The following is a 13,461-nucleotide window of genomic DNA, read 5'->3' on the forward strand; positions in this document are numbered from 1 at the left end:
GGTCACATTACCTGATAATCTTTAGGGTCGGATATTCCGAATTGTCGTTCGCTTTACTTTGCCCGCTTCCCAATTTCTCCTTCAACTGGGCCATGTCCTTGCTGATTTTCTTTTCCACGACCCTAGCATACTTTTGGGTCGTTGAAAGCTTGGTATGCCCGAGGAGTTTGGAAACGGTCTCAATGGGCACGTCGTTCATTAAGGTGATTGTCGTTGCAAAGGTATGTCTGGCCACATGGAAGGTTAGGTGCTTATCAATATTTGCCCTTTGTGCAATGATCTTTAGGTATTGGTTCACCTTTTGATTGGAATACACTGGAAGAACGGTATTTTCATTTTTGGGAAAATCCACATACTTCTCCAAGATTTTCTTGGCTTTGGGCAATAGGGGAACCTTCACTTCGGTCTTGGTCTTTTGGCGTTTTACATCGATCCAGAGTTCCCCGTCGATGCCGGATACGATACCATTGGGATTGAGAAGTTTGATCTCTATGTAGCTGAGTCCGGTATAACAGGCAAAAAGGAAAATATCCCGGACCAGTTCCATGCCCTTTTCCTCGAATTCCAATTGGTCCAGCGCCAGAATTTCCTCCTCTTCCAAGAAAGCACTGTCATAATCCTCCATTTTCACTTTATACAGATTGAAGGGATTCTTGGGGATACAATCAAATTTATAGGCCATGGTCACCAATTTCTTGAACCGCAGCATATGTTTCATGATACCGTTGTTGTTCAATGTCTGGAACGATTTGATGGGTTCGCAGTTCCGCAGGAAGTTTTCAAACTCGATCAAAAAGGCATAGTCTATCGAGGCCAGCCCAATATCGGGTACCCGATATTTTTTGGCAATGAAGCGTTTCAGGTAGGTCTCTGTGGAGGAATAGTTCTTGACCGTCCCTTTGGCCAGTTTGGGCAACTCATAGGTTCGGTTGTACTCCAAAAGGTCCAATAGGGTGAGCATCACCTTGTCCTTTCCCAGATATCGAAGCTTGATGGATTGTGCCGTTATAAAGTTACTCTCGGCACTAAGTTGCCGATGGCATTCCAGCAACTTTGCACGGACGTCGTCCAGATATTTGTTTACAACAACGGATTCACTGGCCCTATGGTCCATTTTTCCCAAAATAGGACACCATCGTTCTTCAAAAGTTGATCTATGGACACTGAGATCTGCATTTTTTCCTTTACATCTGATCCGGACATAAATTGGAAACCGTCCATCTTTTTTTCTTCCTGATTTTTTCAGCCAAAAACTGATACTGAAGGAGTTAGAGGTATTCATGTGTTCTCGCTTTAAGTGAAACATTGGTTGAAGCGAAAGTCAAATCACACGAAAAATCAATAATGGAAGTACAATTTAGGGAATTTTTCCCGACAAAAATAGGACACTCTATAGGACATCCTCACCGATGGTTTCAGATGGAAATAAAAAAAACCAGAAAAAATTAATTTTCTGGTTTTCAATTAATTAAGGTTTTACTTAGTGTCATAAAACCATGGTTCGTCGGGATGACTGGATTCGAACCAGCGACCACACGCACCCCATGCGTGTACGCTACCAGACTGCGCCACATCCCGAAAACGGATTGCAAAAATATAAATTTTAGGAGAACTATATCTCCATTTTCAACAAATATGAAACAGGGAGATAAAAAGTGTGGTCAGTGGATTTACATTTCCAAAAGGAACTCCCTGATTTCCATACAGAAGGCCTCCCTAGCCTCCGCAGAATCATTGGAAGGATTAAGAAGAAAATATCCTATTGTTTGATCCTGGCAAAATTCATCAATGTCACCCCCTTTCCATAGACTATAACTGAGTAAAAGTACATTATAATCTATTTTATATGGTTTTTGCCCCTCACTGTACGCATTGAGAATCAGATTAAGCTGAAAAATGGAATAGTCAAGATTTTCATGTTCATGTGCCAAAAAAGAGGATGTGTTCGTAGGTCTAGTGTTATCCATTGAGTTAGTTTGTTTAAGATTTGGTGATTAAACCTTTCTTTTAAACAGTAATTGGCTCATCCCTGAACATAAGCTCATTTCCAATTCCTGTACCTAATACAGACTTACAGTTTGAAATCCGGGATGGGGGAAGGTTGTGGACTTCAAACTAATTGTAAGCTATTCCGTAAATATAGTAAAAAAGACCAACGCCGACTATCGGTATAAAGTGAAATGACCTACATACCGTTGCTTTTCGCGGTCATTGGCATTGACTACATACCAGTAATCCCCCGTTGGCAATGGACTTCCTTCGTACGTTCCATCCCACTTCTTGACTTGATCCAGTCGCGCAACTACACGTCCATATCGGTCATAAATGATGACATCGATATCCGGGAAAAATTCGCGGTTGCCAGGATACCAGTAATCGTTCAGGTTGTCTCCATCTGGGGTAAAGAAATTAGGCATTTCTGGCATTCCTTCAAAATTGAAAGGCATCACCAAATTGGCCACACAGCCCTCGCGATCTCTCACCATGATGTTGATATTGGCATCTATGTTGATGTTGAACGTATTGGTCTCCCCATACGATTCGCCTTGGAAGAAATACTCATACTCTCCAAAACCACCGGCAGCAATGGCCGTGACCTCGTTGGGTCCAGTTTTCATAGCTTCAAGGGTCAATGGTTCGTATTGATCAATCTCAAACTCAACAAAAGTCACACATCCGTTTTCGTGATAAATATAAACCGTATGCTCACCCGCTGGAAGATCTCCAAAGGTTCTTTGTTCCGTAGCCATTGCAATATCCTCCACATCCAAAGCAAACAATAGATGCGGTATCTGCGATTCATCAGCAATGGACACTGTGGCGGTACTATTTGGGAATATTCCCTCGCAACCATATTGAACAATAGGCTCGGCAATAAGCTCAATACCAATTCCGATTTCAGCAACCACGTTGGTCTGGCATCCGTTGGCATCCCTGATAAAAATCACGTAGGTTTCCCCACCCTGAAGATTATCAAAGAACATGGTGTCATTTTGTACAAAGTCAGCATCATCCGCAGAGTTTATACTGGTATAATAGGGTGCCGTACCTCCTGAAACCTCAAGGGTAAGTGTACCGTCACCATCGCCCATACAAACTTCTGGGGTAGTGGATGCAATTACAGCCACCAATTCCATGGGTTGGGTAATCTCGACAGTTCGGGTTATGGTACATCCCAAATCATCTTGAATGATGATATCATAGGTTCTTGGCGACAAATCGGTAAATGTTTTTCGATTTGGATTATCAGGGTCATCTCCTTCAAAGAATTCACTCAAGGTATCGGAAATGGAATAGCGAATGGCACCAGTTCCTCCACTGGCCTCAATAATTATCTGTCCATTGGTATCCCCAGCACACATCACTGGAACGGCTTCCAAATATTCCAATACCAAAGGTGGTTTTGGTTCGATGACAATTGGGTCCGAAATGGCCTCACATCCCCCACTCTGCGCATACACGTAGTACGTACCAGGGTTCAATTCCCTAAAAATTCCAGAATCTTGGGACGGACGAATAATATTTGCAGGGTTTATCGGCAACACATCAGAGTTTACCAAAGTATACCTGTAGCTACCAATACCCCCAAAGGCTTCAGAACGAATAATACCTGTTGCTTCACCAGCACAGTTGATGGTTGCATTGGTTAAATCCAAAGCAATGACCAAAGGTGCAGCAGGATCCAGTGAAATTTGGTTGGAACGCTCGTAAGGACATCCATTGGAGTTTTGGACATCATACTGGAACGGTCCTGGGTCCAAAGTAATGTCCGCAGTAATTTCAACGCTTGTCATTCCTGCGCCAAATGGCGTGAATGGGTCCGAACTACCGGACCTACGATAGAAATAATCCACACCGGGTTCCGGATTGGTGACACTCAATTCCATTCTACCCAAATCGCCACAACCGGGAGGTTGCAACTCTACCAATTCAGCCACCACAATTTCAGGATCTTGAACGGTTATTGGTATGGTTGTAAAGCTACAGTTCCATCCATCAAAAATGGTAATGGTGTAATCTCCAGCAGACAAGTTGGCAAATGTTGGTGTGGTTTGAAGTCCACTGTTAGTGCCATCTGTAATTCGGTTCAATTGGAATAAATAATTTCCAGGCCCTTGACCTCCAGCTACATTATACGCCTCAATAATTCCATTATTATCATTGTTACAGGCCAAAGGCTGCACCACTTGAATATCAGCAGAAATTGGAATTGGCAAAGGCAAATTGATGGTATTGGAGGCTTCACAACCTCTAATATCCCTCACATTAACGGTATACGTTCCTGTGGATAAATCTTCAAAAATAGGGTTAGTATTTGGGTAATCCACCAACACTGTCACGCCATCAGGGGCAATCAATTGGTATTCATAGGTACCCCAGCCACCATCACCAGCTACTGTGATCTCGCCATACCCAGGTACATTACAGGTCACCGGATTGGTTTCTATAGCAGCAATCGTAAGCGCCCTATCCGGAGAGCGAACCGTAGTCACGTTACTCACCACATCGCAGAAGGGCGAATCCAAGGCTTCAATATGCACTACAAGGTTACCCGCAGGCAATCCGCCAATGATTTCAGGTGAATTAATCGGTGCATTGGTGTCAAAACTTCCGGTCACCCCTGTTGAAGTCTCAACGCCACTATTGTCTCTAGAGAAAACTTCATAATTATACGTGCCGCTGTAATTGTTGATGGCGAGACTGATTTGACCATCATTTCCATTAAAACAGGTCACTGGTTGCACTTCGGCAATCAAGGCCTCAATGTTGTTGTATTCCGGCATGTTGATGGTTGTGGTGAGATACGAACAACCTCCATTACCAATATCGGTCACTGCAAAAATGTAATCCCCTGGCGTGGCAATATCCCAAGTCACACGATCGGACCCACCAGAAGTTCGAGCGGGTTCGGAGCCCAATGGCAGGATTTCCACCTGATAATTTCCGGGGCCTTCATTGATGATAATATCGATGGTTCCTGGACTCACTCCACTTCCTGAAGCATCACAGGTAATTTGATTCACAGCATAGCTGAAGGTAATATCGGTAGGACTATTGATGGTCACTGTTGAAGTTTCCTCACAGCCATTCTGATCACGGGCTGTTAGTGTAATCGTTTGATTGGTACCGTTATCGATTACCTCAAACGTATTACTGGTTTGGAAGTTGGTACCGTCAAACTGAGGGGTACCATCATTCATACTATAAGTGTAAGGCCCAGTTCCTGTGGCAGTTCCGGTTCCGTCTCCATTATCATCGGTATAGATGGTAATGGTTGCCGTACTGAACTGATTGCTGGATGGGTTACAACTAAACTCCGTATTCACTGCACTTACCTGAAGTACAGATGGTTCACCAATAACAATACCACCCACTGAATCTGTACATCCCCTATCCGAAACCACTTCAACCGTGTAGGTGTCTGGTGGCAAATCATCAAAAACAGGAGAACCTTGAGGTCCTGCAACAATGTTCGAGCCACTATCATACAGGATGTAATTGATTGGTGTATCGGTATCCGTTCCGGGTTGAAGCTCCACAGAAATAGTTCCATTATCCGCTCCATTACAGGTAACATCGCTACTAGGTGTTGCGGTAATGACTGGGGTGTTTACCGTGGATACATTCACTATGGCTTCATCGGAACATAATGGTGAGGTATTGGAGTTCAAATCCGTTACCAAAATATTATAATCACCGGGCAACACATTATTGAATACATTGGTGTATTGCACTGGACCGATATTGGCCAAAGTCCCTGCGTCACGAAGTTGGTATTCAAAATTACCACTACCGCCGGTCGTGTTCACAGTAATCACACCATCTCCGGCATTACAGGTTGGGAACGAGGTGGCATCCGCACTGATGGCGAAGAAATCGAAGACTTCCGCGGTAACGGTATTGGTACATCCGTTTCCATCCCGAACTGTAATCACATAACTTCCCGGATTGGGAACGATAAAAGTTGTCCCATTTTGAAAACCACTGCCAATATCATACTGGAAGGTCTCCTCTGGAAGTCCAGAACCAGTGGACAATGGAGACACCATATTAATTTGATATCCGCTTGTAGCCGTACATTGATTCACAACGTCAATCACCGGATTGGGTACGCCAGCTTCCTGAGTGACTGGTAAGGAGGTCAAAGCGGTACAACCATTGGCATCCTGCACATAGAAATCATAGGTTGTTGGGTACGGTCCGGGTATTTCAAAAGTGGTTGATGCTGAAAATACCGTCGGCGCAGGGTCCCCCGTGGGAACATACGCATAATTGAAAGGTCCGTTGCTGCCAAAACCTCTCACAGTAACCAAAGCCCCGGCATTACAGGTAGCTTCCACAAAATTATCGATGGTAATGGATGGAGAGCTAAAACTTATGAAAACCAAGGTGCTTGAGCTACATCCGGTGGAATCGTCCTCCACAATAATTTGGTAATTGGCAGGAGCTAATCCTGTGAACGTTCCATTATATGGAATAGCCTGGCCAGTCAATGTTTGACTGGTTTCGATAGCACCTGAATCTGTATTTTGAAGGGTAACAGTAAAGTTTCCAGGAGCTGAAACTCCTGTAATATTATAATCAATACTTCCACTACCAGCAACATCACATGAAGCAGAAGTGGTGGTCGCCGTAACCGTAACTGGGTTTGAAGGTCCAATGGGGTCAATCTCCTCAATATAGGTACAGCCGTTGGCATCCCTCACTTCGACAAAATAGGTGACGCCAGGCACAACTTGCCCCGTAAAATCATAGGTGTCTCCTCCAGAAGTAGCTGGATTGAAAGTAGGTTCTCCTACCAGCCTAAATTCGTAAGGTGCGGTTCCCCCGGTAGCCCTAACTCGGTATGGGAAAGAGGTTTCTGAACACAATAATGGATCAGAGTCCAACGGAATCAAATCCAAGGTATTTTGGTCAATGACCACTTCATCACGGTCTTCACAACCCGAGGCATCTGTAGTGACCACAGTATAATTTCCAACTGGAAGATTGGGGAAATTCACTGTTGTGCTGGCAGTCCCCGTTGAGGAAGCCACCAAATTACCTGCCACATCCAGAAGAATGTAATCAAAAGGAGCTACACCGTTGTTTATTGTGGTTGAAATGGAACCATTCACCGTACTGGACGAACAAACCGCATCCGTAGGAGTGGCCGTAGCATCCAATGGGGTACTGGCACCAATGGTAACGTCATAAGCTGGACTCACACATCCTCTGCTATCACGAATCACGAATCCCCCGTGGGTTCCGGGACCATATCCAGAGAAGAAATTTTGAGTGCCAAAGGTTGTTCCACCATCATTACTGAATTCATAAGGAGGAACTCCCTGGGTTGTATCAGGAATCAATTGCACAATTCCACTAGTGTTGTCACCACATTGGGTATCGGTACCCACAACTGAACCTGCAATGGTTTCGGGTGGGGAAATGGTCACGATGTTGGATTCCGTTACACAACCGCGGCTGTCCGTAATCTGGAATTGAAAAGTGGTGTCTGTAATAATGGAACCATCATTCGGTACACTGTATATAAATGAATTTCCAGTGATGTTGTTGTTATCCGAAGTATATGGGGCTCCATTGATACTTACTTCATAAATGTCATAATTTCCACCAGAGGTATATCCATTACTGATATTCACTCGAATTTGTCCCGGAGGGCCGGCACAATCCAATTCCTGAATGGTTGTTGCATTGGCGACCACCTGTGGCTGAATGGTTGCTGTCACTGTATCACGACAGTCATTGGCATCCACTACTTCAATGGTATAGTTTCCAGGGGTTAATCCAGCAAAAGTGTTGCTGGCACCTAGCGTTCCTCCATTGATTCGATATTGATACGGCGCTAAACCACCAGCAGCATTCACCACCAAAGTAGAAGCAGTAAAGTTGTCATAACAAAAATCCGAGGCACCATTGTCCAAGGTTAAGGTTGGAGCATCTAATCGGGTCAAGGTAAAACTATCGGTCACGGTACATCCGTTGGCATCGGTAACACTTACTTGATAGGTTCCATCTTGGGATAAATTAGAGAACGTACTCCCATTTTTTGGCCCTCTTGTAGAGCCATCAGGTTGAGTTAAGGTGTATCGATTACCACCCCATCCTCCAACGGTATTGATGCGAACGGCTCCAATATTTCCATTTTGACAGCTCATCGCCGTCACATCCAAACTGGAAATTGCAAAGGCAATTGAAGGCTCTTCAATCACCAAAGTAGCTGTATCGGTACAATTGGTCTCTTCATCCGTAACGGAAATCAAGTAGCTCCCCGCGGTCAATCCAGTCAGCGGGATAATGCTTGCGCTCTGTCCGGTAAAAACAGGGCCTCCATCAATGCTGTAACTGTAGGTTGAATTAAACCCGTCCACTAAATAACGTCCTTCACCATCAGCATCACCAACACAGGTGACCACCTTGGTTTGTTGCCCTTGAACCCCAATGGAACTGATATCGGTGATGGCATAATTCTCATCATACGAACAGCCAGCATTGTCTGTCACCCTAAAGGTGTAGGTTCCCAATCCCAATCCACTGAATGTATTGTTGTTTCCATTGTTCACAGCACTAGCCGCTGGTGCTATAATTTCATAGGTATACGGACCTGTACCTCCCGTAACGGTCAATCCAACCGAAGCCGTGGTCGTGATACAATCCAAGCTGGAAATGGTAAAATCCAAATTGGTAGGTTTGTTCAAGGCATTGAAAACGATATCAGATAAGGTCTGGACGCATCCATTGGCATCTCGAATCATTGGAGTGTAGGTACCCACGCCCAAGTTGGTGAAAACAGGGTTAGTGCTGAATCCGGCTCCTACACTGTATTCATAGGGAGCGGTTCCTCCAGAAACCCCAGAAATCGTGATTTGTCCACCATTTTCATTGGTACAGTTAGGCACCGAATCTGGTGTAGCTGTTGCTGTAATGGTCGACGGTGTCCCAATCGTGGCTGTTTGCGGGGTTGTGGTACAGGTAAACGAATCCTGCTCATACCGCAATACCACATTATAGGTCCCGGGCGCCAAGTTGGAAAAGGTGTTACTTATCTGAAAAGTTGAGCCATTGTTGATGCTATATTCGATTTCATAACCAAATCCGTTGGTTACATTAATGGTGATTCTACCATCATTGGCCCCACCACAATTGGCATCTTGTTCCGTAAAGTTGAAAATAGGTGGTGGAATATCCGGAACATCCACAGAGGCACTCCGCTGGCATCCATTGGCATCTTCCACCAAAATAGAATAGGTTCCGGCGGAAGTAACGGAAAATGTTGTGGAACCTGTATAAGTGGAACCAAAGGGTCCTCCATCCACACTAAAGCGATAAGGAGCGGTCCCTCCAGAAGTAGTTAGATTTACATTTACCGAAGTAGCACCACACCCAAAACTGTCTGAAGCAGTTGCAGATACGGCTAGTGGACTGATTCCATTTCCAATGACTATAGGGTCTCCGTTGATATCGGTGGTAACAGTTTCAGAGCAATTGTTGGTCTCTACACGAATGCTATACGTACCTGGACTAACATTGGCGAAGGTATAGGAATCGGCTCCGTTTGGCCCGAAGGTATCCACAGTAACCCCATTTTTGACCAATCTATAGGTATAGAAACCAGGAACACCAGATACTTGAACGTCTATACTGCCCAGTTCACTGCTACAAAGAATGTCATTTGCGGTAACATCCACATTGATGTCCAAATCGCCAATAGTCACCACATTAGATGGGAACACACAAGCAGTGGCAGATACATTTTTCAATCGCACATAAACACGGTAGTCTCCAGGAGCAGTAATATCAAAGAAGGGAGCATCTTGGTACGGTCCCGAAGCGCTGTTCAAGCTGTATTCATAACCAGCGGGTACGTTGGTCACCTCTACCCTACCTGGATTTCCACAAATGATATCCTCCTTGATCAACTGGGGATTCAATGGGTTCAAGGTTGACTTGAAGTAATAATATTGTCCTGAGTTCACACGCACCCTGAACTCACCCGCCGTGGAAAGGTTGTATGTGGCACCGGTACCTACCGTATTCCAAGTACAGGCCCCATTGATTGTAGGGCAATCATCCACTACCGTAGGTGCACAGGTATTAGGGTCCAGCTTTTGCCATTGGTAGCTGGTACCGGATTGACTCAGTGTAATGGTTCGGATGTCGCTGGTACCGCAAAGAAAGAATTTTGCGAGTGTGCTACCATCGTTGGGGCAAACCACTTCTTCATTGGCCCCTTGAATAATGGTCAAGAACATGCTGCTACTGGCAGCAAAAGATGCATCCGCCTGAGTAGCTGAAGTTTTTTCGGCGGGAATCTCCGCTTTTTCATCAGCACTTTTTTCGGAAACAGTGGATACTATTCTGGTAAGTATCCGGTTGACCTCTGTCTTTGCTAATACCGTGGAACAAAATATGGATATGAACACCATCAACACGGCATATAGCAAATGCCTTGTTTTTTGAGGGAGCATAGGTTAAGTCTTGTTAGGGCAGAATACGTCAGATTTGGGACCTTAATATTCTTTATAGTAATTATATATACTTATAAAAATCTATTTATCTTCAACACTCAACTACCAAAATGTAGCCGTTTATCTATGAAATCTATAATTTCAACGTAAAACTATGAAAAAAAGTATCATATTTCAGTATTTTTTCGTTGTACTGCTCGGTACATCTTGCGCCCAAACTCCGGATAAAAACTTAAATCTTCCCAAAACCCTTGATTTTACTGTAGAATCCATCGTTTCTGGCATACAGAACCCTTGGGGAATGGCATTCCTCCCGGATGGCAGTCTGTTGATAACGGAGAAGTCTGGGGAACTCATACATTTTGACTCTGGAAAAACTACCAAAATTGGCAATCTCCCTGAAATTTATGTTCGCGGCCAAGGTGGATTGATGGACATTGAACTACATCCCAACTATAAAGAAAATGGATGGCTGTACCTCTCCTACGCTTCGTCGGAAGGTGATGAAAAAGGTGGAAATACGGCCATCATGCGTGCGAAACTATCCAATAATAAGCTAACTCAAAAGCAATTGCTTTACAAAGCAGAGCCCAACTCAACCCGTGGACAGCATTTTGGCTCCAGATTGGAGTTTGACAATGAGGGTTACCTCTATTTTTCAGTAGGGGAACGCGGAAATAGAGATGTCAACCCACAGGACATCATGCGCGATGGCGGTAAAATATACCGTATCCATGACGATGGTCGTATTCCTGATGACAATCCCTTTGTGGGAAAATCCGGAGCAAAGACTGCCATTTTTAGTTATGGACATAGAAACCCTCAAGGATTGGCCAAACATCCTGAAACCGGAAAAATTTGGGAGCATGAGCATGGCCCTCGCGGTGGGGACGAAATCAACATCATCCAAAAAGGCAAGAATTACGGTTGGCCAGTCATCACCTATGGCATTAATTATAGTGGCACCAAAATCACGGATGAAACATCAAAACCAGGCATGGAGCAACCTCTATACCAATGGACACCTTCCATTGCCCCTTCAGGAATGACCTTTGTGACATCGGACAAGTACCCCAAATGGAAAGGGAATTTGCTAGTGGGCTCACTATCCTTTCAATATTTGGAGCGACTCGAACTAAAAAATAACAAAGTTACTTACCGCGAAAAACTATTGGATGGTATGGGAAGGGTCCGAAACGTACGCCAAGGACCGGATGGGTATATCTATGTAGGGATTGAGGGTAAGGGAATTGTTCGATTGGCCCCCAAATAACATTTATTTTAAAGCGTCAACCGCATTTTTTACCGAACCGTATTGTTTTAGGGCTTTTTCGGCCTCTTCGTAATTCAGGCCGAGTTCTTCCATAATATATCGGGTACCGCGGTCCACCAATTTGGTGTTGCTCAATTGCATGTTCACCATTTTGTTTCCTTTCACCCGACCAATTCGTATCATAAGGGCAGTGGAAATCATGTTGAGCACCATTTTTTGGCTGGTTCCGCTTTTCATACGGGTACTTCCGGTTAAAAATTCTGGCCCAACATTCACTTCTATGGCAATATCAGACCCTGTAGCCAAGGGCGACCCAGGATTATTGGTGATTCCAGCAGTCAATATGCCATGCTCTTTCGCCTTTGCGATGCCTCCCAAAACATAAGGTGTGGTTCCCGAAGCTGCAATTCCGACCAAAACATCATTGGAGTTGATGTTATATTCCTGTAAATCCTTCCAAGCTTGTTCCAAGTCATCTTCTGCAAATTCAATAGCTTTTCGGATAGCGGTATCACCACCGGCAATCAACCCAATGACCCTATCGTAAGGCATTCCAAAGGTTGGCGGAATTTCCGAAGCATCCAAAATACCCAAACGCCCACTGGTACCGGCACCAATATAAAACAAGCGCCCTCCTTTTTCAAATCGTATTGCGGTTTCATCCACCAATTGCGCCACCTTGAGTAATACTTTTTCCACCGCTTCCGCTACTTTCCTATCCTCATTGTTGATATTGCGCACGATGTCCAAACTTGGCATTTCTTCCAAACGGTCGTACAACGAAGGTTCTTCTGTTATTTTGATGTGTTTCTTCACAGGGGTTACAATAATTGAATGTTCATATTCTTAAAAGCGGCTAGTTTTTCATCCCAAGGTTCCAGCTCGGTCACCATGGTGTTGATTACATTTAAATCGCAGGTCTTAAACCGATGTTGGGAGTTCAATTTCTCCGAAATGCACAAAAGCACCGTTCGTTTGGAAGCGTTTATCACGGCCTTCTTGGTCTGGACCACATCCCAATCAAACTCCGTTAAACCAAATTGGGCATCCACATAACCTGTTCCAATAAAACTGTAATCCACTTTTATTTCCGATAAAGCGTGAATGGTGCTTGACCCCATGGCTATCTGAGAATCGGGTGAAAGCGTTCCTCCAATAAATATGGTTTGCACGTTCGGTTTGCTCAACAATTCCATAGCGACTGGAAGACTCAAGGTAAAACACGTTAGTTTTAGGTTGGTGGGCAATAACCGCGCGAGCTCCAAACAAGTGGTGCCACCATCAATCAAAACAACACTGTTTTCACGCAGTAAGCTTATCGCCTTTTTGGCTATCGCTATTTTCTTGTCCAGTGCATATACCTTGTTGCTTCGTGTTGGGCTGTGATTGACAAAACCCAAGGATACCGCACCACCATGCACTTTTACCAACAAGCTCTCAGCGTCCAATTCCTTTACATCACGCCGAACTGTATCGATGGAAACATCCAGCTTCTCCGCCAAATCGGTCAGCAAAACCCGGTTGTGAAGCTCAACCTCATTAAGGATGGCATGTTGTCTTTCTTCTTTAAGCATTAAATGCGTCATTGCAATTCAGATTCAAAAGTAGAAAACTATTCCAGATTATGCTGTTTATGTCCGAATCAATGTTGTCCGTCGAAAAAACGCATAAAACAGCAAATATATTGCAAAATACTGCAAACATAACGTATATTTGTCC

General features: G+C 44.3%; 6 protein-coding genes and 1 tRNA gene. 1 reads left to right on the forward strand and 6 read right to left on the reverse strand.

Annotated elements, in window-relative coordinates:
• Positions 1 to 7: 7 nt before the first annotated feature.
• The 4 genes from ACFSJE_RS14575 to ACFSJE_RS14590 all read right to left on the reverse strand — a co-directional run bounded on the left by ACFSJE_RS14575 (position 8) and on the right by ACFSJE_RS14590 (position 10,469).
• On the reverse strand, positions 8 to 1,282 hold the full coding sequence (locus ACFSJE_RS14575) for a site-specific integrase (protein ID WP_036385944.1): 1,275 nt from the start codon (positions 1,280 to 1,282) through the stop codon (positions 8 to 10).
• Between the two features lie 222 nt (positions 1,283 to 1,504).
• Positions 1,505 to 1,578: transfer RNA gene (locus tag ACFSJE_RS14580), tRNA-Pro, on the reverse strand.
• A 92-nt stretch (positions 1,579 to 1,670) separates the two neighbouring features.
• Positions 1,671 to 1,967 (reverse strand): hypothetical protein, encoded by a 297-nt coding sequence (locus ACFSJE_RS14585; protein WP_379831595.1) that lies wholly within the window; start codon positions 1,965 to 1,967, stop codon positions 1,671 to 1,673.
• Positions 1,968 to 2,162: 195 nt separating this feature from the next.
• A complete protein-coding gene (locus ACFSJE_RS14590) occupies positions 2,163 to 10,469 on the reverse strand; it encodes a T9SS type B sorting domain-containing protein (RefSeq protein WP_379831597.1) in 8,307 nt (2,768 codons plus the stop codon).
• Between the two features lie 154 nt (positions 10,470 to 10,623).
• On the opposite strand from ACFSJE_RS14590, the gene ACFSJE_RS14595 reads away from it, so the two are divergent.
• Positions 10,624 to 11,742: a PQQ-dependent sugar dehydrogenase gene (locus ACFSJE_RS14595; RefSeq protein ID WP_379831599.1), complete on the forward strand. Its 1,119-nt coding sequence runs from the start codon at positions 10,624 to 10,626 to the stop codon at positions 11,740 to 11,742.
• A gap of 3 nt (positions 11,743 to 11,745) precedes the next feature.
• Here ACFSJE_RS14595 and murQ read toward each other — a convergent pair whose 3' ends face one another.
• Together murQ and ACFSJE_RS14605 are read right to left on the reverse strand one after the other, a co-directional pair.
• Positions 11,746 to 12,558 (reverse strand): N-acetylmuramic acid 6-phosphate etherase, encoded by an 813-nt coding sequence (gene murQ, locus ACFSJE_RS14600; RefSeq protein ID WP_379831600.1) that lies wholly within the window; start codon positions 12,556 to 12,558, stop codon positions 11,746 to 11,748.
• Positions 12,559 to 12,563: 5 nt separating this feature from the next.
• Positions 12,564 to 13,316, reverse strand: coding sequence for a DeoR/GlpR family DNA-binding transcription regulator (locus ACFSJE_RS14605; protein ID WP_379831601.1), 753 nt, complete (start codon positions 13,314 to 13,316; stop codon positions 12,564 to 12,566).
• Positions 13,317 to 13,461: the final 145 nt, after the last annotated feature.

The organism is Flagellimonas iocasae (genome assembly GCF_042682725.1).
Classification (GTDB): Bacteria; Bacteroidota; Bacteroidia; order Flavobacteriales; family Flavobacteriaceae; genus Flagellimonas; species Flagellimonas iocasae.